This is a genomic window from Pseudomonas turukhanskensis (assembly GCF_027922365.1).
Taxonomy (GTDB): Bacteria; Pseudomonadota; Gammaproteobacteria; order Pseudomonadales; family Pseudomonadaceae; genus Aquipseudomonas; species Aquipseudomonas turukhanskensis.
The window spans coordinates 112,230-132,399 of sequence record NZ_BSFN01000004.1; the positions used below are offsets into that span (position 1 = coordinate 112,230).

Here is a 20,170-nt window from a genome sequence, read left to right on the forward strand (position 1 = left end):
AGGAGCGGCTTTAGCCGCGATGCTTTTGCACTCAAGCGCATCGCGGCTAAGGCGGCTTTTACAGGGGTCGATCAAACCGCTTCGAGCAACGTCGCCACACCCTGGCCACCGGCTATGCACTGGGTAGCAATGGCAAACCGGCCGCCGGTGCGTTTGAGCAATGACGCTGCCTTGCCGGTAATGCGCGCGCCGGTAGCGCCCAGCGGGTGGCCCATGGCGAGCGCACCGCCGTCGATGTTTACCTTGGCCATGTCCAGCCCCAGTTCACGCACGCAGGCAATCGACTGGCTGGAGAACGCTTCGTTGATTTCCACCAGGTCGATATCGTTGATGGTCAGGCCTTCACGTTTAAGCAGCTTGTTGGTGGCGTGCAGCGGGCCCATGCCCATGATTTCTGCGGGGCAACCGGCTACCGATACGGCGCGTACGCGAGCCAGTACATCCAGGTTCCAGCGCTTGGCGAAGGCTTCGGTGCAGACGAATACGGCAGCCGCGCCATCGGTGAGTGGCGAGGCGGTGCCAGCAGTCACGCTGCCGCCAAAAGCCGGTTTCAGCGTGGACAGGGCTTCGGCGTTGGTGCCAGGACGAATGCAGCCGTCTTCACTGACCAGGCCTTCGGGCGTGGCGATGGAGACGATCTCGTCGTTGAAATAACCCAGCTCACGGGCCTTGGCGGCCTTGGCGTGGGAGTCCACGGCCATCAGCTCTTGTTCTTCGCGGCTGATGCCGTACAGGTTGGCGACGTTTTCGGCGGTCTGGCCCATGGACATATACGCCTGCGGATAGCTCTGCAGCAGCGTGGGGTTGGGCGAAATATTGAAGCCGCCCATGGGCACGCGGGTCATGGACTCGACCCCGGCGCAGATAAACGCTTCACCGGCGCCGAGCAGAATCTGCCCAGCGGCAAAGTGCACACCGGTCATGGACGAGCCGCAAAAGCGATTGACTGTGGCGCCGCCCAATGTGTCGGGCAGGCCGGCAAGGAAACTGGTGATACGCGCGATATTCATGCCTTGCTCGGCTTCGGGGTAGGCGCAGCCCATGATCAGGTCTTCGATTTCCCGTGGGTCGATGTCCAGGCGGCCGACCAGTTCTTTGACCACCTGGGCGGCGAGGTCGTCGGGGCGCACGTTGATCAGGTCGCCTTTGCGGGCGAAGTGAAACGGCGAGCGGGCGTAGCCGGCGATAACGATGTTTTGCATGGTAGTTCTCCTGGCGCGGGCTCAGCCGTGCATGTTCATGATCAGACAAGTAGTGGAGCCAGTGGTGTAGAGCTTGTCGTCCACGTCGTACAGGCGGCCTTCGGCAAGCGCTGTGGAACGGCCGACGTGGATGATCCGGCCCTCGGCGCGCAGCGGGCCGACCGCCGTAGTCACTGCGCGCACATAACTGATACGCAGGTCGGTGGTGGTGTAGCCCTGGCCTTTGCTGAGCATGGTGTGAATGGCGCAGCCCATCGCCGAGTCCAGCATCGTGGCGATGTAGCCACCGTGCACGCTGCCTAGCGGGTTGTAGTGCATGGCGCTCGGCGAGCCCTGAAAAATGAAATGGCCGCTGGACCACTCCATTGGCACCAGTGCCATCGGCCCGTTGATGGGCGGCGAGGGCAATTGGCCGCTGCCGATGCCATCGAAGAACTCCTGCGGGCTCATGCCGGCCACCTCCTTCAAACTCAGGGTGCCGGGCTCTGCCATGCGGGCCTGCATATCCTGGGCAGCCGCCAGCCAGGCCTGGATTTTCTCTTCGCGGGACATGCTCATAACGACCTCTCGACACGTGTTTATTTAAATGGATCAAGCCGCATTGGCATCACGCTTACAGACTAAATTACACTCGACATACAAACAATATGAAGGGTGTAATATAAGCGCCAAGCTCAGGGGCATAAGTGCCATGCGTATGCCTAAACAGCGTTGTGGCCAGGGCCGCTGCGATGCATCGCGCCAAGGTTTTAAATTCGGTCTTTACTGCTAGGACTTTTCTCAGGGGGAACACAGTATGAGTAACTACGACGTAGTGGTGATCGGCGGCGGCCCTGGCGGCTACAACGCCGCCATTCGGGCCGGCCAATTGGGGCTGAAAGTGGCGTGTGTAGAGGGGCGCGACACCTTGGGCGGCACCTGTCTGAATGTCGGCTGCATGCCTTCCAAAGCGCTGCTGCATGCATCGGAGTTGTACGAGGCGGCGGTAGGCCCCGAGTTCGCCAAGCTCGGGATCGAGGTCAAGTCGACCCTGAACCTGGCGCAAATGATGAAGCAGAAAGACGAGAGCGTTACCACCCTGACCAAGGGTATCGAGTTTCTCTTTCGTAAAAACAAAGCCGAGTGGATCAAGGGCTGGGGCCGTATCGACGGGCCGGGCAGGGTGGTGGTCAAAGCCGCGGATGGCAGTGAGCAGGTACTGACTGCCAAGGACATTGTTATTGCGACTGGCTCCGAGCCGACGCCGCTGCCGGGCGTAAACATAGATAACAAGCGCATTCTCGACTCCACTGGCGCCTTGGCCTTGCCGGAAGTGCCCAAGCACCTGGTTGTGGTAGGGGCTGGGGTGATTGGTCTGGAACTGGGCTCAGTGTGGCGCCGGCTGGGCAGCGAAGTGACGGTGGTGGAATACCTCGACCGCATCTGCCCGGGGCTGGATCTGAAAACCGGTAAAACCTTTCAACGCTCGTTGGCCAAACAAGGGTTTAACTTCAAGCTCGGCAGCAAAGTCAGCAGTGCCACGAGCACGGACACAGGCGTGACGCTGGAAATAGAACCGGCGGCGGGCGGTGAAAAAGAAAGCCTTAAGGCGGATTACGTGCTGGTCGCCATCGGCCGTCGTCCGTTCACCCAAGGGCTGGGCCTGGAAACGGTCGGTATCACGCCTGATAAACGTGGCATGCTGGAAAATCAGAAGCACCGCTCCGGCGTACCGGGCATCTGGATTATCGGCGACGTCACTTCCGGGCCGATGCTTGCGCACAAGGCCGAAGACGAAGCCATCGCCTGCATCGAACAGATTGTCGGCAAGGCGGGCGAGGTGAACTACGCGCTGATTCCGAGCGTGATCTACACCAAGCCGGAAGTGGCCACGGTGGGTAAAACCGAGGAGCAATTGAAGGCCGAAGGGCGGGCGTACAAGGTCGGCAAATTTCCGTTTGCAGGTAATAGCCGGGCCAAGATCAACCACGAGAGCGAAGGCTTTGTAAAAGTGCTGGCTGATGAGCGCACGGACGAAGTGCTAGGCGTGCACCTGGTCGGTCCCAGCGTCAGCGAGTTGATTGGCGAGTACTGCGTGGCGATGGAGTTTTCCGCTTCGGCCGAAGATATCGCGCTCACCTGCCATCCGCATCCGACCCGCTCGGAAGCATTGCGCCAGGCGGCGATGAATGTGGATGGTTGGGCGATGCAGGCGTAATGGGAGAGGAAGTGCCTGCCATCACACGGTCGTCCCAGCGCAGGCTGGGACCCAGACTCTTCTGTCGCACTCAATACCTCGCCACCTTCCACATTCCAGCCCCCAGGCGCTGGCGTGAAGGAAGGTTGTTCCCTCTTCACCGTCGGCCTACCGCTCCGATAAAACCTGCACTTGCCGTTGCGCTCGCGGACTAAAGGCTCATCAGCCCTTTAAACCGCGAGCCTCCATGGTCAACCCCGATTTTGAAAACAAACTGTTCCTGGGCCTTCTGGTGCTGGTCACCCTGGCGTTCGGCTGGATTCTGCTGCCGTATTACGGCGCGGTATTCTGGGCGATCGTGCTCGCGGTCTTGTTCAGTCCCTTGCAGCGTTGGCTGGCCCAGCGGCACAAGAGCTCACGCAACCTGACGGCATTGACCACCTTGCTGATCTGCCTGTGCATTGCCATTTTGCCGGTGGTATTCACCACGGCCTTGCTGATTCAGGAAGCGGGCGAACTGTACAAACGCATTGAAAGCGGTGAAGTGGATATCGGCGCGTATATGTTCGAAATGAAGCGCCACCTGCCCACGTTCGTGCAGACGCAGATGGACCGCTTCGGCCTGGGCAGCTTTACCGGCATCAAAGACAAAGCCATCACCGGCGCCATGCAAGGCAGTCAGGCGGTGGCAAGCCAGGCCTTCACGTTGGGGCAGAACACGTTCGAATTTCTGATCAGCTTCGGCATCATGCTGTATCTGCTGTTCTTTTTTCTGCGTGACGGCCATGAGTTGGTACGGCGAATCCGTATGGCCATTCCTCTAAACGAAGGGCAGAAGCGTCGTCTGCAATTGCGATTTACCCGCGTGGTGCGCGCCACAGTAAAAGGCAATGTGCTGGTGGCCGTCACCCAGGGCGCGCTGGGCGGGTTGGCGTTCTGGTTTCTGGGTATCACCAGCCCACTGCTGTGGGCGGTATTGATGGCGTTTCTGTCGTTGCTGCCGGCGGTTGGCGGCGGGATTGTCTGGGTGCCGGTGGCGGTGTATTTCCTGGCCACAGGGGCCATCTGGCAGGGCGTGGCGCTGACCCTGTTCGGGGTGTTGGTGATCGGTATGGTCGATAACGTACTGCGGCCAATTCTGGTGGGGCGTGATACGCAGATGCCGGACTATATGATTTTGCTGTCGACCCTCGGCGGGCTAACGATTTTTGGCTTGAACGGCTTTGTGATCGGGCCGTTGATCGCGGCGTTGTTCCTGTCGTGCTGGGGCATTTTTACCAGCACCAGGCAGACGGTGCGTTTGCCTTCGTAGTTTCACCGTGGATACGAGGATTTTCCTACTGATGTGAACGTGGCGTCTGGCAGAAGCGCCAATAGGGACTGCGGAACATAGTCACATTTCCGCCCAGGCCTCGCCGCATGTCTCAGTCAGCCCCCCTGATCAGCATCGTCATTCCCACCTACAACTACGGTCACCTCTTACCCCGAGCCCTGAATTCGGTAGTGGCGCAACTGGCCCCGGACGTTGAAGTGGTCGTGGTCGACGATGGTTCTACCGATGACACGCTGGCGGTGCTCGCCGTCTACCAGAGCCGCATTGGACAGCCGTTGCAAGTTATTGCGCAGGCCAATGGCGGCGCCGCCGTTGCCCGCAACAACGGTGTGCGCGCGGCGCGCGGGCGTTATGTGCTGCTGCTGGACGCCGATGACGAATTGCTCCCCAATGGCCTGCAAGCGTTGCGCAACGCACTGTTGACTGACCCTGACGCTGGAATGGTGCTGGGCGCTTACCTGTCGGTGAATGCCGCAGGTGTGGAGCGGTTGCGTTTGCCTACTGGGGTGACCGGCGACAAAGTCGAACGGGTGCGGCGCTATTTGCTGGAAAAGAAAATCGCCGTGTCCCACAGCCGTTCCCTCTTTCGCCGTGACCTGCTGCTGCGTAGGCCCTATCCGCAAGGCTTACCCAGCGGGGAAGACATCCCGGTATTCGCCTGTCTCCTGGCTACGGCCTCGGTGGTAACCACCGAGACGGCGGTGGCGAAAATCTATAAACACGCAGACAGCCTGCGCCATCGGCGGGGTCTGGAGGTGCTATGTGCTGAGCGCCTGGTGGCGGAGGTGTTCGCCTCGTTGCCGCTGGAATGCCAACACCTTCGTCAGCGGTATCAGGCGCATCGATATCTCTCCTTGTTTCGTGCGGCCGCGCTGTATGGCGACCGTTCGGCGGCAGCAGTGTTCTATCGTCACGCGTTGCGGCTCAGCCCTTTGCAAGCACTGCGTATGTGCTACCTGAACCGGTGGCTGCGGGTGAACCTGGGGTGGCGTTGATGCGGGTGCTGGTGATCACCGCTGCACAGCGGCTGCCGGACCTGAGCACTCTTTACGCGAAGCTCGCCGAGCAGTTGGACCTGGATATCCGGCTTCTGGACAAGGCTGAGCAACGCAATCTGAAGCGCAGCTTGGCAGGTGTGGACCTGGGCCAATACGCGCGCATTCTGGTGGATGTGCCGTTTCGCCGTATTACTCGTCAGCGTGCGTTTCTGAGTTCCTTGCAGGGGCTGGTTTTCTATGAGGAAGACGCCTGCCAGAACTACATCTCCAGCTCTAGCCGCTTTGGCGCGTTCAGCCGTTTTTATGCGGGGCTGGCTGCTCCCCGGGTAATTGTCACCGGCGCCAGGTTGGCTTGGCGATTGCGCCAGGAAGGCGTGGATGCTCATTTTCTAGGCAAGGGTTACGACTCGGCCTGCTTGTATGCCGAAAACCGAACGCGCGATATCGAGCTGGGTTTTATCGGCCGGGTTGCCAGCGTCGAATACGCCGAACGTTACCGCTTGTTATCCCAATTGGCTGCCTGCGAACCCCTGCAGTTGCTGCGAACATCGCCCGGCGAGGCGTACCGGCAGATGCTGAATCGAATTCAGGTGTTTGTCAGTGCAGACGTGGGGCTTGGCGAATACATGGCAAAAAACTTCGAAGCCATGGCGTGCGGTTGTCTGCTGCTGGCCTGGCGCCAACCGGATGAAGAACGTGCGTTGGGGCTGCGTGACGGTGAGCACCTGCTGCTATTCAGCAGCCTGAGCGAGCTGCGGGGCCACATTCAGCAGCTACGCGCCGACCCTCTGCGCCGGGCACGCATCGCCTCTGCTGGGCAGCAATGGGTCATGACCCAGCGCAGTTACCCCGTCATGGCTGAACAACTCGGGGTGCACCTGAGCGCGGCCTGGCCGGCAGGTGTAGAAAACCCGCAGTCGAATTGCTGGAGAAAGTTATGGCCGTTCTAGGGCGCGAGCAGCTGCCGCTGGTGAGCGTCATCATCGCCAGTTACAACCACGGAGCTTATGTTGAGCAGAGCATCCTCAGTGTGCTGCAGCAGACGTATCCGAACGTGGAACTGCTGGTGGTAGATGATGGCTCGACGGATCACAGCGTGGGGCGCATCCAGCAGTTGCAGCAAGCGCATGGCTTCGATTTTCGCACCCAGTCCAACCAGGGCCTGTCTCGCACGTTGAACGAGGCCATTTCCAGAGCCCGAGGCAGCTTGATCGTTCCCTTTGGTTCCGACGACATCATGCTGCCTGAGCGCTTGGCGCTCCAGGTGGACTACATGCGAGACAAACCACAAGTAGGTATCTGCGCAGGCAATATCGAAGAAATAAATGAGCTGGGAGTGCTGCTCGCGCCCGCTCGACCGCTGCCGGCGAGACGCCTGACCTTCGATGATATTTTCATGCACCGCCAACCTGGCGCACCGGCCCCGACCTTGATGTTCCGCCGCGAAGCATTGGAGCGCGTAGGCGGTTTCGATCCGGCGATCCGCCTGGAGGATTTGCTGATCCAGCTAAAAATTACCCGTATCGGTTTTTGCATTGATGTGTTGGAAAAGGTGCTGGCGCAGTACCGCGTTCACCCCACCAACACTTACAAAAATTACCGGTTTATGCTCGAAAACGTGCTGCGCACCTATGCCCATTTCAGCGACCACCCGGCTTACCCGCATGTATGCCGCCGCTTTCGCCACTCGATGTTTTTAAAAGCTGCGGGTACCGACAAGGCCTTGGCTTGGCAACTGTTGCACGAGATGCCCCTGCATGAATGGGACGGCAAGACATGGCGCGGTCTGCTGCGGTTGTTGTTGCGCCGCTGACGCCTGGGTCAGGCCGTGTGCGTTGGTGCTTGGGTAGCCGCCAGTAACGCCAGCGGAATCCACAGCAGAAACCAGTATTCGTTGGGGCGGGCAAAGAATCCGCTACCTTCGGTGAACCCCGCCACCACGCCGAATACCACCAAGGCCGAAGCCAACACCACGTTGCGTTGTTCACGTTGGCGCCAGGCGTAGCCAAGGGCATACGCAAAAATCAGCAGCCATAACACCAGACCCACCAGCCCACCTTCAAACAGCACACCGAGCAGAATGTTGTGGGTGTCAGCGAATACTTCGGCGACGTTGGCAATGGCGAACACCTGCGGGTGGTTTAAGCCAAGTCCGAAGAGCAGGCGGCCGTCCAGTTGGTGTAAGGCTTCGGTCCAGATCGCTGGACGCAACGACAACCCGCGGCTCAGGAGGCTATCGACCGGTTGGGTAAATTGCCAAATCAACACCGCCGCGACTCCCACGGCAATGATCGGCCAAATCCGCCGCCGCCACTGCAACGCGGCCATCCAGAGCAGCGCCGCCGTCACCGCCAGCAGGGGTGTGCGCGAACCGGTCATCAGCAGCAGTAGCCAGAGCGGCGCCAATGCTGCCAGAGGACCCCAGGCCATGGGCGTTGGATGCTGATACCAGCGACACAACCAATACACCGTGAAAAAACCAAACACATGGGTGCTTTTCAGCGCGTTGTAGAGCGCACCGTACCCGTGTAAGCGGCCGCCTTCTCCCAAGTAGTAGTAATAGGCGATGGAAAACACAGCGGCCAGGCCTGCGGCCCGCGCCGCCCACTCGGTGGTGCGTGCAAGCTGACCTGGCCGCTGGTTGGCTAGAACCAGAGCGGCGGCAAACACCAGCACGATATACAACGGACGTTTGGCCATGCTTAGCCAGGCGTGGTCACTGTCGGACCACCCAAACGACACCAGCATGTAAGCGGCAAAAAGCAGAAACAGCCGCACTAGCCATGACGTTGTCAGCTCCGCCATCCACCGTGGTTGCAGCAGTAGAACAAGCAGCGTTGGTGCGGCTAGCGTCGCGTAGTAAAGGGCGTGATAAAACTGGCGCTCGCCAATCCAGAACATCCCCGTCAACAAGGCAAACCATCCAAGGGGCAGGCAGTAGTTGAGCAGCACGTGGGTGAGCGAGTGACGAAAACAGGGGGGGGCACTGTGAGAGGTCATGGCGGTGGCTTTGCGCAGGATGGGAGGCCGCAAAAGTATTGGGCTGCGCGCGAAAAGCGAACCTGAAAAATACGCAGAAATTTCTTAGGGAATTTCGCTTAGGCAGATACCCATCCCGAATTAAAAAAACCCGCGATCTGGCGGGTTTTTTTTATTACTCGGAAAACTGTCCCGGCGTGGCCGGGTCAGCCGTTTTTTGCCCGGTGTTTTCCACCCAGCCGCCACCTAAGGCCTTGTACAGGTTGACCTCGCTGGTGAGCTGCGCCAACCGGTCGGTGATCAGCGCCTGCTGGGCGCTGAACAACGAACGCTGGGCGTCGAGAAAGGTCAGGTTGCTGTCGATACCGGTGCGATAGCGCCGCTCGGCCAGGCGGTAGTAGTCCTGGTTGGCGGTGACGAAATCACGCTGGGCCTGCAACTGTTGGTTGTAGGTCTGGCGTGCTGCCAGGCCATCGGAGACTTCCTGGAAGGCGGTCTGAATGGATTTCTCGTACTGGGCTACGCGAATGTCCTTCTGGATTTTCGAGTAGTCGAGGCTGGCTTTGAGCTCACCGGCGTTGAAGATCGGAATGCTGATGGTGGGCGAAAAATACCAACTGCCCGAACCGCCTTTGAACAGGTTGGACAGGTCGGCGCTGCTGCTGCCGGCATTGGCGGTCAGGCTAATGGTCGGGAAAAACGCTGCACGGGCCGCGCCGATATTGGCGTTGGCCGCTTTCAGCAGAAACTCGGCCTGGAGAATATCCGGGCGGCGTTGCAGCAGTTCAGACGGCAAGCCGGCCGGCAATTCTTCCAGCAGGTCATCGGCCAGCGGCTTGTTGGCCACCAGGTCGTCCGGCACCGAGGTGCCGAGCAGCAGGGCCAGGTTGTTGCGGTCTTGGGCAACCAGGCGTTGGTACTGAGCCAGGGCCACCCGCGCGCTTTCTACCGAGGTGCGTGCCTGGCTGAGGTCCAGGGCCGAGGCCACACCGACATCGTTGCTACGTTGGGTCAGCTTGAGGCTGTCTTCGTAGGTTTTCAGCGTTTCCTGCGTGAGCCGCAGGAGCTCCTGGTCGGCAGTCAGCGTCAGGTAGGCGTTGGCAACGTTGGCCACCAGGCTAAGCTGGGTGCTGCGGCGGGCCTGTTCGCTGGAGAAGTAAGTTTGCAACGCTTCTTCACTGAGGCTGCGCACGCGGCCAAACAGGTCCAGCTCATACGCGCTGACACCCAACGTGGCCGAGTACTGGCCGCTGGTGGTGGCCTTGCCGGTTTGCGACAGGTCCCCCGGCACGCGCTGACGCACACCGGTGCCATCGGCGCTGACCTTCGGGAACAGCTCCGAACGCTGAATACGGTACTGCGCGGCGTAGGCGTCGAGGTTCAGCGCGGCCACGCGCAGGTCGCGGTTGTTGACCAGCGCGGTCTGAATCAGCTGTTGCAGCGCGGGGTCGTGGAAGAACTGGCGCCAGCCTTGTTCGGCTTCGGCCACTTGCGCCGACTCGTTCGGGCCGTAGGCCGGCCCTTGCGGGTAGGCCTGGGCAACCGGCGAGGCCGGCTGCAGGTATTCAGGAATCAGCGAGCAGCCACTGAGCATCAGGCTGGCAATCGCGAGGGACAGGAGTGACTTGCGCATCAGTGGCCAGCCTCATTGCTTGGAGTTTCAGTCTCTTTGCCTTTGAACAGCGAGGAGATGGTGACGAAGAACAGTGGCACCCAGAAGATTGCCAATACGGTTGCGGTGATCATGCCGCCGATTACGCCGGTACCGATGGCGTGCTGGCTGCCTGAACCGGCACCGGTGGAAATCGCCAGCGGTACCACGCCAAGGATAAAGGCCATGGAGGTCATGATGATCGGTCGCAGGCGCATGCGGCAGGCTTCCAGCGCGGCGTCCACCAGAGACTTGCCTTGTTCGTGCAGTTCTTTGGCGAACTCCACGATCAGGATGGCGTTTTTCGCCGCCAAGCCCACTGTGGTCAACAGGCCCACCTGGAAGAACACGTCGTTGGACAGCCCACGCAGGCTGGTGGCCATGAGCGCACCGATAATACCCAGCGGTACCACCAGAATGACTGCGATCGGAATCGACCAGCTTTCATACAGCGCGGCCAAGCACAGGAACACCAGAAGCAGCGAGATGGCGTACAGTGCCGGCGCTTGCGAGCCGGACAGGCGTTCTTCGTACGACAGACCGGTCCAGGAAATACCCACGCCGGCAGGCAGCTTCTTGGCCAGTGCTTCGACTTCGGCCATGGCTTCACCGGTGGAGTAACCCGCCGCTGGCGAACCCATGATTTCCATGGCTTCTACACCGTTGTAACGGGCCAGTTTTGGCGAGCCGTAGATCCACGAGCCGGAGGCAAAGGCGGAGAAGGGCACCATCTTGCCTTCGCCGTTGCGCACGTACCATTTCTGCAGGTCTTCGGGCGTCATACGCGATTTGGCTTCGCCCTGGATATACACCTTCTTCACTCGACCACGGTCGATGAAGTCGTTGACGTAGCTACCGCCCAGAGCAATCGACAGGGTGTTGTTGATGTCCGACAGGGTGACGCCCAAGGCGCTGGCGCGTTCGTCATCGATAGTCAGCTGGAACTGCGGTTCATCGTTGAGACCGTTGGGGCGCACTTGCATGAGCACTTTGCTTTGCGCGGCCATGCCGAGGAACTGGTTGCGCGCTTCCATCAGCTTGTCGTGGCCAATACCGGCACGGTCTTGCAGGAACACGTCAAAACCGGTGGCGTTACCCAGTTCCAGTACCGCTGGGGGCGCAAAGGCAAACACCATGGCATCGCGGAAACTGAAGAAATGCTGCTGAGCACGCTGGGCCAGGGCAAACACGGTGTTTTCCGAGGAACGCTCACCCCACGGCTTGAGCATGATGAAGGCCATACCCGAACTCTGACCGCGGCCGGCGAAGTTAAAGCCGGTAACGGTGAACACCGAGTTCACGGTGTCCGCTTCGTCTTTCAACAAGTAGGCACGCATTTCATCGACCACCACCTGGGTGCGGCCGGCACTGGAACCCGCTGGGGTTTGTACCTGAGCAAACAGCACGCCTTGGTCTTCTTCCGGCAGGAACGCGGTTGGAATGCGAGTGAAGAGCCAGACCATGCCTACCAGCAATACGGCATAGCCCAGCAGGTAAGGCACCTTGTTACGCAGCATGCCGCGCACGCCACGTTCGTAGCCGTTCACTGTGCGGTCGAAGTTGCGGTTGAACCAGCCGAAGAAGCCGCGTTTCGGTCCGTGGTCGCCTTCCTTGATCGGTTTGAGCAAGGTGGCGCATAACGCCGGGGTGAAGATCAGGGCAACCAGCACCGACAGGCCCATGGCCGAGACAATGGTGATGGAGAACTGACGGTAGATCACACCGGTGGAGCCGCCGAAGAAGGCCATTGGCAGCAATACCGCCGAAAGCACCATGGCGATACCGACCAACGCACCCTGGATCTGACCCATGGATTTCTTCGTCGCCTCTTTGGGCGACAAGTGTTCCTCGGCCATTACCCGTTCAACGTTTTCCACCACCACGATGGCATCGTCCACCAACAGGCCGATGGCCAGCACCATGCCGAACATGGTCAGGGTGTTGATGGTGAAACCTGAGGCAGCAAGGATGCCGAAGGTACCCAGCAACACCACCGGTACAGTCATGGTGGTGATGATGGTGGCGCGGATGTTCTGCAGGAACAGGAACATCACCAGGAACACCAGCGCTACGGCTTCCAGCAGGGTGTGCACAACGCCTTCGATGGAAGCGGTGACCACTGGGGTGGTGTCGTAGGGGTATACGGCTTTCATGCCGGCCGGAAAGAACGGTTCCAGGTCGGAAATGGTGGCGCGAATGGCTTTGGCGGTATCCAGGGCGTTGGCACCGGTCGCCAGCTTGATCGCCAGACCCGAAGCCGGCTTGCCGTTGAACTGGGCGCTGATGCTGTAGTTTTCACCGCCAAGCTCGACCTTGGCGACATCACCCAGGCGCACTTGCGAGCCGTCGCTATTGACCTTGAGCAGAATGTTCTTGAACTGATCTGCGTTCTGGAAACGGGTCTTGCCGATGATGGTGGCGTTCAGCTGCTGGCCGGCGACGGCGGGCAAGCCACCGAGCTGGCCGGAGGACACTTGCACGTTTTGCGCGGCGACGGCGGTTTTCACGTCCACCGGGGTCAGCTGGAATTTGTTCAGCTGGGCCGGGTCGAGCCAGATACGCATGGCGTACTGCGCACCGAACACCTGGAAGTCACCCACACCGGCGGTGCGCGAGATCGGGTCCTGCATGTTGGACACGATGTAGTTCGACAGGTCGTCCTTGGTCATGCTGCCGTCTTCGGACACCAGACCCACCACCATCAGGAAGTTCTTCACCGCCTTGGTGACGCGGATACCCTGTTGCTGCACTTCTTGCGGCAGCAGCGGGGTGGCCAGGTTGAGCTTGTTCTGCACCTGCACCTGAGCGGTGTCGGGGCTGGTGCCCTGGTTGAAGGTGGCGGTGATGGTCATGCTGCCGTCGGAGTTACTTTCCGAGCTCACATAACGCAGGTTGTCGATACCGTTGAGCTGTTGCTCGATGATCTGCACCACGGTGTCTTGCACGGTCTGTGCGGAGGCGCCCGGGTAGGTCACCTGAATGGCGATGGCAGGCGGGGCAATTGCCGGGTACTGGTTGATTGGTAGTTTGAGAATGGACAGCGTGCCGACCAGCATGATCACCAGGGCGAGTACCCAGGCGAAAATGGGGCGGTCGATAAAGAATTTCGACATGAGTTACTTCCCTTCGCCTTGAGCCTGGCCTTTGTCGTCAGCCGCTTTGGCTGGCTTTTGCGCTGCTGCCGCGCCATTTGCCGGGGCAACGTTGGTGGCTTCGGACACTTTCACTTCCACGCCCGGTTTCACGTATTGCAGGCCTTCGGTGATGACACGGTCGCCGGCTTTCAGGCCATCGTTGATTAGCCATTCGGTGCCCAGGGTGCGTTCGGCATTGAGCTGACGCAGCTCGACCTTGTTCTCGGCGTTGACTACCAGCGCGGTAGGCTGGCCTTTCAGGTCACGGGTTACGCCTTGCTGCGGAGCGAGGATGGCGTTTTCGTTGACCCCCGATTGCAGCTGGGCATGCACGAACATGCCGGGCAGCAGTTGGTGGTCGGGGTTGGGGAATACCGCGCGGATGGTGACCGAACCGGTGCCTTCATCTACCGACACTTCGGAGAATTCCAGCTTGCCTTCTTTCTCGTAGAGGCTGCCGTCTTCGAGCACCAGCTTGACCTTGGCGGCGTTGTCGCCGGCTTTCTGCAGGTGACCGCTTTCCAGTTCGCGGCGCAGTTTCAGCAGTTGGGCCGAAGACTGGGTGACGTCGACATAGATGGGGTCCAGCTGCTGGATGGTCGCCAGGGCGGTGGTCTGGCCGTTGCTGACCAGGGCGCCTTCAGTGACCGCAGAGCGGCCGATGCGACCGGCAATCGGCGCCAGCACTTTGGTGTAACGCAAGTTGATCTGTGCGCTTTGCAGCGACGCTTCGGCCTGCAGGCGTTGGGACACGGCGTTGTCGTATTCCTGGCGGCTTACTGCTTGCTCACCCACCAGCTGCTTGTAACGGTCGGCCAGCGACTTGGCCGATTGCAGGGTGGCTTCGGCGCTTTTCAGGGTGGCTTCGTAAACGGCGGCGTCGATCTGATACAGCTGCTCGCCGGCTTTTACCTCACGGCCTTCGGTGAACAGACGCTTGAGGATGATGCCATTCACTTGCGGGCGAACTTCAGCCACGCGGTACGCGTTAGTACGACCTGGCAGTTGGCTGACGAGGGAATAGGCCTGCGGCTTCAAGGTCACCACGCCCACTTGTGGGGTCTGTTGTGGCGGCGCTTCTGCTGCTTTTTCGCAACCGGTGAGCAACAGCGTTGCCAGTGCGAGGGCGGTAACCAGAGCGGTGGGGGCTGGCTTGAATTGCATGAAAGGCCTCATGTCGATCGGCGCTTGGAAGGGCGTCGGTACGATTGGTTAGTTTTTAATCGTTTTGGTTAGGCGGCTGATCAAGGCGTGATCAAAAAGTAAAAAAATTAAGTTGGATAGGTAGGATGCTAAGAAATATACTTACATTCACGGTTGTTTGTAAATGTCTAAAGCTCGCTGTTACATAAGCTTTTTTCAGGCTTTGCACCTAACTGACACGACGCTGACATAACCCTTACGTGTCGCTAACCAAAGGCTGTTTCTGCATGGTCAGACGTACAAAAGAAGAAGCGCAGGAAACCCGTAGCCAAATTCTCGATGCCGCCGAAAAGGCCTTTTACGAGCATGGCGTCGGGCGTACCACGCTGGCCAGAATTGCCGATGTCGCCGGGGTAACCCGAGGCGCCATCTATTGGCATTTCAGTAACAAGAGCGATCTTTTCCAAGCCATGCTTGAGCGGGCGCATTTGCCGTTCGAAGAGCTGGCCAAGGCCAGTGAAAGCGCCACCGAGCCCGACCCCTTGGGGCGCATGCGCGAGCTTCTGGTGCAGGTGCTGAAACAGACAGCGACGGATGCCAAGGTACGGCGCATCAACGAGATTCTGTTCCACAAATGTGAATACACTGAAGAGCTCAACGACCTGCGTCAGCAGATGCAAGACAACAGCATCGACTGCGACCAGCGTATCGAGCTCACGTTACGTAACGCCATCAACAAAAACCAGTTGCCAGCCGACCTCGACACCCAGCGAGCGGCGATCTGTCTGCATTCGTTTATCGACGGAGTACTGGCCAAGTGGCTGCTGGCGCCCAAGAGCCTGGCCCTGGGTAAAGAGGCGGAGCGGATAGTGGATGCGGCGCTGGATATGTTGCGGTTGAGCCCGGGGTTGCGGGTGTAACCTGGGCCGGGTTAAAACGCCCGTCGTCCCCGCGAAGGCGGGGACCCAGAATCTCGGGTGATACGAGTGATGTGCCGGGCACACTATTCTGGATTCCCGCCTACGCGGGAATGACGGTGTCGAGTGTAATTACGTCGTTTGGGACAAAGCCTAACGACGAACCTGCTTCAACGTTTCCGCAATCAAAAACGCCAATTCCAGCGACTGATCGGCATTCATCCGTGGGTCGCAATGGGTGTGGTAGCGGTCGGACAATCCATCTTCAGTAATTGGCCGCGAGCCGCCGATGCATTCGGTGACATTCTGCCCGGTCATCTCGATATGAATGCCGCCGGCGTAAGTGCCTTCGGCTTCGTGCACCTGGAAGAACTGTTTCACCTCGGCCAGAATCTGCGCAAAGTCGCGCGTCTTGTAGCCGCTGGAGGCCTTGATGGTGTTGCCGTGCATGGGGTCTGAACTCCACAGCACATGGCGGCCTTCTTCTTTAACGGTACGCAGCAGACGCGGCAGCCCGGCTTCCACCTTGTCGGCGCCCATGCGCACGATCAGGTTGAGGCGGCCCGGGTCGTTATCCGGGTTGAGAATATCGATCAGGCGAATCAGGTCTTCGCTGCTCATGCTCGGGCCGCACTTCACGCCGATGGGGTTTCCCACGCCGCGCAGGAATTCCACATGGGCGCCGTCGACTTGCCGGGTGCGGTCGCCAATCCACAACATATGCGCCGAGCAGGCGTAGTCGCCGCCGGTCAGGCTGTCGCGGCGCACAAAGGCTTGCTCGTAGTTCAGCAACAGTGCTTCGTGGGCGGTGAAGAAACTGGTTTCGCGCAGTTGCGGCGAGGTGTCCATGCCGCAGGCGCGCATAAATGCCAGGGTTTCGTCGATGCGGTCGGCAAGCTGGTTGTATTTTTCGCCGAGCGCCGAGTTCTCGATAAATTCCAGGTTCCACTTGTGCACCTGGTGCAGGTCGGCAAAACCGCCCTGGGCAAAGGCGCGCAGCAGGTTGAGGCTGGCGGTGGACTGGTGATAGGCCTGCAGCAAACGCTCCGGGTCGGGCACGCGGCTGGTGGCGTCGAAGCCGATGCCGTTGACGATGTCGCCGCGGTAGGCGGGCAGGGTAACGCCGTCGATGGTTTCGTCATTGGCTGAGCGCGGTTTGGCGAATTGGCCGGCCATACGCCCGACTTTTACGACCGGGCTGCCGGCAGCGAAGGTCATGACAATGGCCATTTGCAGCAACACCTTGAAGGTGTCGCGAATTTTCGCGGCGCTGAATTCGGCAAAACTCTCGGCGCAATCGCCCCCTTGCAGCAGAAACGCACGACCCTGGGTGACCTCGGCAAACTGGCGACGCAGTTCGCGCGCTTCGCCGGCAAACACCAGCGGCGGATAACTGGCCAGGGTTTGCTCAACGGTGCTCAGGTGGGCGGCGTCTGGGTACTGCGGTTGCTGCTGGATGGGTTTAGCTCTCCAGCTGCTGGGGCTCCATGGTTGCGACATCGAGGTTCTCGGCTCAAGCAGATTAGGCGGATGGGCATGGTAACCGATCGGCCCGGGCTCACAAGCGCACAGGCTCTCGATAGGCGTGATAGAGGCGCTGCATGCGCGCTTTCAGAACAGTTTCCACGGCGCGACAAGCAATACACCGGTCACCACCAGCACGGCATAAATGCCGAGACGGAAATAGCGCTCATCCACGCGACGATGCAAACGTTCACCCAACCAGATGCCGAGCACCAACAGCGGTGCAAAGCTCACCACCTGCGGCAGCGCCGGCAGTAGGCGACCATCCAGCGCAAACGCCAGCGTCAGCAGCCCGTTGAGGGTGAACCACACCGCCACCAACGTGGCGCGCAGCCGGCTTTTGTCCAGCGGACTGCCCGCCAAGGCGAGCACCAGCAGCGGCCCGCCCGAGGCAAATAGCCCATGGCAGGCACCGGCCGCCGTGGTGGTGGCGCGCATGATCCAGATCGGCACATGGCGCACCTTCGCACTCGGCCGGCGCAGCAGTTCACGCAGCGCAAACCACAGAATCAATACGCCGAACCCGCGCTTCAGCGCCTGGCCATCCAGCCACGGCGACAGGCAATAGCCCAGCAGCGTGCCTACCAGCATGCCTGGCAGAATGCTGCCGGCCAGCAAGCGGCGGTCGATCAGCCGGCGGTAGCGCCAGCTGAGGTAGCCCGTCATGCAGATATTCAGCGGCACCAGAATCGGCAGCAACTGCTCGATAGGCAGCAGCAGGGCGCCCAGCGACAGCGCGATTACCACGCTGCCGAAGCCGGTGATCGCTTCGAGGGTGTACGCCAGCAGAATAAAAACGCCTAAGGCCAGGTGAGCCTCAAGAGGCATTCGTGGCGGCGCTCAACTGCTCGATATGTTGCTGTTGCAAACGCAACTCGGCGGCGTGCTGGGCGATGCTTTGGCGGTAGGTGTCTTTGTGTACGTAGTAGGCCATGCGCTCCAGTTCCAGATACTGGTAGCCGCCGTCCAGGCGAATGCTGGCGCGCTCGCGCTTGGTGGCCTGGAAGGCTTTGGCGGCGGCGCTGCCGGCCTGCAAATGACGAATAAACAGCGCTACCAACTCGGCTTGCTCCGCACGGCCCTGCCAACCGAGGCCCGAGGCTTCGACCATGCCCATCATGAACAGGTCGTCGTATTCGGGGTGAAACACGTTGAGGTACAGCTTCGGCGCGCCGGCGTTCTCGGGCCAGTTGAGGTGGCTGCGCTCGATAAAGGGATAGTCCAACTTGTAACCGGTGCCTTGCAGAATCAGGTCGTACTCGGCCTGCTCGCCGTCGGTGAAGGTCACCCATTTGCCGTCGACATTCGCCACATCGCGGCGCGCCTTGATATCGCCATGGCCTAGGTGATGCAACACCAGGGAATTCACCACCGGGTGCGATTCGTAGAGTTTGTAGTCCGGGTCTGGCAGGCCGTAATTCGACGGCTTGCCAATCAAGGCGCGAATCAGCAGGCCATCGATGCGCTGCTTGAACGCGCGCGGCAGTTTTACTGCGCCACCGAAGGTGTCGATAGGGCGGCCCAGCAGAAACTTGGGCAGGAAGTAGTAACCCCGGCGTACCGACAGATCCACCGAGGCCGCGCGGTGTACGGCATCCACTGTGATGTCGCAGGCCGAGTTGCCGCAACCAACGATCAGCACCCGCTTGCCAGCGAACACCTCGGGGGAGCGATAGTCGCTGGAGTGCATCAGCTCGCCGGCAAATTGCCCCGGCAGCTTGGCCAGGTTGGGTGTGTGCAGGGTGCCGTTGGCAATCAGTACGCCCTCGAACTGCCACTCGCGGGTGACGCCGGCTTTTTCCGTATACAGCGTCCAGCCTGTTTCCTGGCGTTCCATGCGCACTACGCGGGTGCCGAACTGGTAGTGCTCGTACAGGCCGAAATGCTCGGCGTAGTCGCGGAAATACCGGCGCATTTCGCTATGGTGCGGGTAGGGCGCCACGTCGTCACGCATGGGGAATTCGGCAAACTGGGTAGTGCCCTTGGAGGAGATCAGGTGCGCTGAGTCGTACATGGTGCTGTGCGGGTTATCGATATCCCACAGCCCCCCCACGTCGTCGTGCAGCTCGAAGCCGACGAAGGCAATGCCGTGTTTTTGCAACTGGCGGGCAGTGCAAAGCCCCATTGGACCGGCACCAATAATCGCGTACATGAAAAGCACCTCGCGTTCTTATTCTAGTAGGGGCAATAAAGTGGACGAATTATCGCGTGACCGGGCCCCGACTCATCAATGACAATCGGCGCCTTTCTCGCCTGCCCCATGGTCGGTGATGTCATCGGACCGTTTGAAAATTGCTGTGCTTTCAAACGGTCCGAACGGTGGATTTTGGAGAGTGCAATGCCTGAACAGCCGCCCCGCGACGAGCTGACCGAAGAGCTTCTGCTGGCCGAGGTGCACGACGAATACGGCGTGATCAAGGTCATGCAGGTGGGCGAGTATCGCTTTCTCGAGTTCGGCGATGCCATCGAGCAAAGCTGCGTGTTTTTGCCTGAGCCGACCTGGCTGGAGTACGACTACACCCGCGCCATGTTTATCGGCGCGCTTAGTCATGCGCAGCCGGAGAGTGCGTTGTTTCTTGGCCTCGGCGCCGGCACCCTGACCCAGGCATGTCTGAAGTTTCTGCCGCTGGACGATGTGGAAGCTATCGAGCTGCGCCCCGATGTGCCGCGCCTGGCGATGGAGTACATGGGGCTGGACGACGATCCACGCCTGTACGTGCGCATCGGCGATGCCTTGGAACTGCTGGAAAGCGCGGAAAACGCCGACCTGATCTTCGTCGACCTCTATACCGACACCGGCCCCGCTGTAGGCCATCTGGCCTGGCGCTTTCTTGAAGGCTGCCAGCAGCGTCTGAATCCGGGCGGCTGGCTGGTGATCAACCAATGGGCCAGCGATGACGGCAAGCCGTTAGGTGCGGCGCTGCTGCGTGGGTTGTACCACCGGCATTACTGGGAGCTGCCGGTGAAGGAGGGCAATGTAATTCTGCTGGTGCCGGCCGACCTCGATCAGCAACTGGATATTGACGCCCTGAAGCAACGCGCCGAAGCGCTGCAACCACTGCTTGGTTATTCGCTGCAGCCCTTGATCGAACTGGTGCGCCCGGCCACCTGAG

General features: G+C 60.1%; 16 protein-coding genes. 7 read left to right on the forward strand and 9 right to left on the reverse strand.

Annotation, left to right across the window (positions count from 1 at the left end; all coding sequences use genetic code 11):
- Positions 1-71: 71 nt before the first annotated feature.
- Positions 72-1,202, reverse strand: a complete 1,131-nt coding sequence (locus tag PKE98_RS09155) for a thiolase family protein (RefSeq protein ID WP_271194976.1) — start codon at positions 1,200-1,202, stop codon at positions 72-74.
- A gap of 21 nt (positions 1,203-1,223) precedes the next feature.
- Complete coding sequence (locus PKE98_RS09160) at positions 1,224-1,760, reverse strand: PaaI family thioesterase (protein ID WP_271194977.1); 537 nt, start codon at positions 1,758-1,760, stop codon at positions 1,224-1,226.
- Between the two features lie 238 nt (positions 1,761-1,998).
- On the opposite strand from PKE98_RS09160, the gene lpdA reads away from it, so the two are divergent.
- The 5 genes from lpdA (at position 1,999) to PKE98_RS09185 (ending at position 7,522) form a co-directional block, all read left to right on the forward strand.
- The gene (lpdA, locus tag PKE98_RS09165) at positions 1,999-3,399 is read left to right on the forward strand and encodes a dihydrolipoyl dehydrogenase (RefSeq protein WP_271194978.1); all 1,401 of its coding nucleotides are present in this window, start codon (positions 1,999-2,001) and stop codon (positions 3,397-3,399) included.
- Positions 3,400-3,625: 226 nt separating this feature from the next.
- On the forward strand, positions 3,626-4,690 hold the full coding sequence (locus tag PKE98_RS09170) for an AI-2E family transporter (RefSeq protein WP_271194979.1): 1,065 nt from the start codon (positions 3,626-3,628) through the stop codon (positions 4,688-4,690).
- A gap of 107 nt (positions 4,691-4,797) precedes the next feature.
- A complete protein-coding gene (locus tag PKE98_RS09175) occupies positions 4,798-5,706 on the forward strand; it encodes a glycosyltransferase (RefSeq protein WP_271194980.1) in 909 nt (302 codons plus the stop codon).
- Positions 5,706-6,659, forward strand: a complete 954-nt coding sequence (locus tag PKE98_RS09180; protein ID WP_271195209.1) for a glycosyltransferase — start codon at positions 5,706-5,708, stop codon at positions 6,657-6,659. Before PKE98_RS09175 ends, PKE98_RS09180 begins: the two co-directional genes overlap by 1 nt.
- Complete coding sequence (locus tag PKE98_RS09185; RefSeq protein WP_271194981.1) at positions 6,647-7,522, forward strand: glycosyltransferase; 876 nt, start codon at positions 6,647-6,649, stop codon at positions 7,520-7,522. Before PKE98_RS09180 ends, PKE98_RS09185 begins: the two co-directional genes overlap by 13 nt.
- An 8-nt stretch (positions 7,523-7,530) precedes the next feature.
- Here the strand turns inward: PKE98_RS09185 and PKE98_RS09190 are convergent, their stop codons facing one another.
- The 4 genes from PKE98_RS09190 to PKE98_RS09205 all read right to left on the reverse strand — a co-directional run bounded on the left by PKE98_RS09190 (position 7,531) and on the right by PKE98_RS09205 (position 14,637).
- Positions 7,531-8,709 (reverse strand): O-antigen ligase family protein, encoded by a 1,179-nt coding sequence (locus PKE98_RS09190; RefSeq protein WP_271194982.1) that lies wholly within the window; start codon positions 8,707-8,709, stop codon positions 7,531-7,533.
- Between the two features lie 154 nt (positions 8,710-8,863).
- Positions 8,864-10,321: an AdeC/AdeK/OprM family multidrug efflux complex outer membrane factor gene (gene adeC / locus PKE98_RS09195; RefSeq protein ID WP_271194983.1), complete on the reverse strand. Its 1,458-nt coding sequence runs from the start codon at positions 10,319-10,321 to the stop codon at positions 8,864-8,866.
- Positions 10,321-13,452: an efflux RND transporter permease subunit gene (locus PKE98_RS09200; RefSeq protein ID WP_271194984.1), complete on the reverse strand. Its 3,132-nt coding sequence runs from the start codon at positions 13,450-13,452 to the stop codon at positions 10,321-10,323. Before PKE98_RS09200 ends, adeC begins: the two co-directional genes overlap by 1 nt.
- Positions 13,453-13,455: 3 nt before the next feature.
- Positions 13,456-14,637: an efflux RND transporter periplasmic adaptor subunit gene (locus PKE98_RS09205; protein ID WP_271194985.1), complete on the reverse strand. Its 1,182-nt coding sequence runs from the start codon at positions 14,635-14,637 to the stop codon at positions 13,456-13,458.
- Between the two features lie 266 nt (positions 14,638-14,903).
- Between PKE98_RS09205 and PKE98_RS09210 the strand changes: the two genes are divergently transcribed.
- Complete coding sequence (locus PKE98_RS09210; protein WP_271194986.1) at positions 14,904-15,536, forward strand: TetR family transcriptional regulator; 633 nt, start codon at positions 14,904-14,906, stop codon at positions 15,534-15,536.
- A 150-nt stretch (positions 15,537-15,686) separates the two neighbouring features.
- Here PKE98_RS09210 and PKE98_RS09215 read toward each other — a convergent pair whose 3' ends face one another.
- The 3 genes from PKE98_RS09215 to PKE98_RS09225 all read right to left on the reverse strand — a co-directional run bounded on the left by PKE98_RS09215 (position 15,687) and on the right by PKE98_RS09225 (position 19,209).
- Positions 15,687-17,033 (reverse strand): class II 3-deoxy-7-phosphoheptulonate synthase, encoded by a 1,347-nt coding sequence (locus PKE98_RS09215; RefSeq protein WP_271194987.1) that lies wholly within the window; start codon positions 17,031-17,033, stop codon positions 15,687-15,689.
- 111 nt (positions 17,034-17,144) lie between these two features.
- Positions 17,145-17,885: a sulfite exporter TauE/SafE family protein gene (locus PKE98_RS09220; RefSeq protein ID WP_271194988.1), complete on the reverse strand. Its 741-nt coding sequence runs from the start codon at positions 17,883-17,885 to the stop codon at positions 17,145-17,147.
- Positions 17,875-19,209, reverse strand: coding sequence for a flavin-containing monooxygenase (locus PKE98_RS09225; RefSeq protein WP_271194989.1), 1,335 nt, complete (start codon positions 19,207-19,209; stop codon positions 17,875-17,877). The genes PKE98_RS09220 and PKE98_RS09225 overlap by 11 nt, the downstream gene beginning before the upstream one ends.
- Before the next feature lie 186 nt (positions 19,210-19,395).
- Between PKE98_RS09225 and PKE98_RS09230 the strand changes: the two genes are divergently transcribed.
- Entirely contained in the window at positions 19,396-20,169 is a 774-nt protein-coding gene (locus PKE98_RS09230; RefSeq protein WP_309298746.1) for a spermidine synthase, read from the forward strand.
- The last annotated feature ends 1 nt before the right edge of the window (position 20,170 follow it).

Coding starts and splice junctions, on each gene's coding strand:
- PKE98_RS09200 (WP_271194984.1), bottom strand. CDS start 13,452: ATGTCGAAATTCTTTATCGACCGCCCCATTTTCGCCTGGGTACTCGCC.
- PKE98_RS09210 (WP_271194986.1), top strand. CDS start 14,904: ATGGTCAGACGTACAAAAGAAGAAGCGCAGGAAACCCGTAGCCAAATT.
- PKE98_RS09160 (WP_271194977.1), bottom strand. CDS start 1,760: ATGAGCATGTCCCGCGAAGAGAAAATCCAGGCCTGGCTGGCGGCTGCC.
- PKE98_RS09230 (WP_309298746.1), top strand. CDS start 19,396: ATGCCTGAACAGCCGCCCCGCGACGAGCTGACCGAAGAGCTTCTGCTG.
- adeC (WP_271194983.1), bottom strand. CDS start 10,321: ATGCGCAAGTCACTCCTGTCCCTCGCGATTGCCAGCCTGATGCTCAGT.
- PKE98_RS09185 (WP_271194981.1), top strand. CDS start 6,647: ATGGCCGTTCTAGGGCGCGAGCAGCTGCCGCTGGTGAGCGTCATCATC.
- PKE98_RS09220 (WP_271194988.1), bottom strand. CDS start 17,885: ATGCCTCTTGAGGCTCACCTGGCCTTAGGCGTTTTTATTCTGCTGGCG.
- PKE98_RS09225 (WP_271194989.1), bottom strand. CDS start 19,209: ATGTACGCGATTATTGGTGCCGGTCCAATGGGGCTTTGCACTGCCCGC.
- lpdA (WP_271194978.1), top strand. CDS start 1,999: ATGAGTAACTACGACGTAGTGGTGATCGGCGGCGGCCCTGGCGGCTAC.
- PKE98_RS09175 (WP_271194980.1), top strand. CDS start 4,798: ATGTCTCAGTCAGCCCCCCTGATCAGCATCGTCATTCCCACCTACAAC.
- PKE98_RS09170 (WP_271194979.1), top strand. CDS start 3,626: ATGGTCAACCCCGATTTTGAAAACAAACTGTTCCTGGGCCTTCTGGTG.
- PKE98_RS09155 (WP_271194976.1), bottom strand. CDS start 1,202: ATGCAAAACATCGTTATCGCCGGCTACGCCCGCTCGCCGTTTCACTTC.
- PKE98_RS09205 (WP_271194985.1), bottom strand. CDS start 14,637: ATGCAATTCAAGCCAGCCCCCACCGCTCTGGTTACCGCCCTCGCACTG.
- PKE98_RS09190 (WP_271194982.1), bottom strand. CDS start 8,709: ATGACCTCTCACAGTGCCCCCCCCTGTTTTCGTCACTCGCTCACCCAC.
- PKE98_RS09215 (WP_271194987.1), bottom strand. CDS start 17,033: ATGTCGCAACCATGGAGCCCCAGCAGCTGGAGAGCTAAACCCATCCAG.
- PKE98_RS09180 (WP_271195209.1), top strand. CDS start 5,706: ATGCGGGTGCTGGTGATCACCGCTGCACAGCGGCTGCCGGACCTGAGC.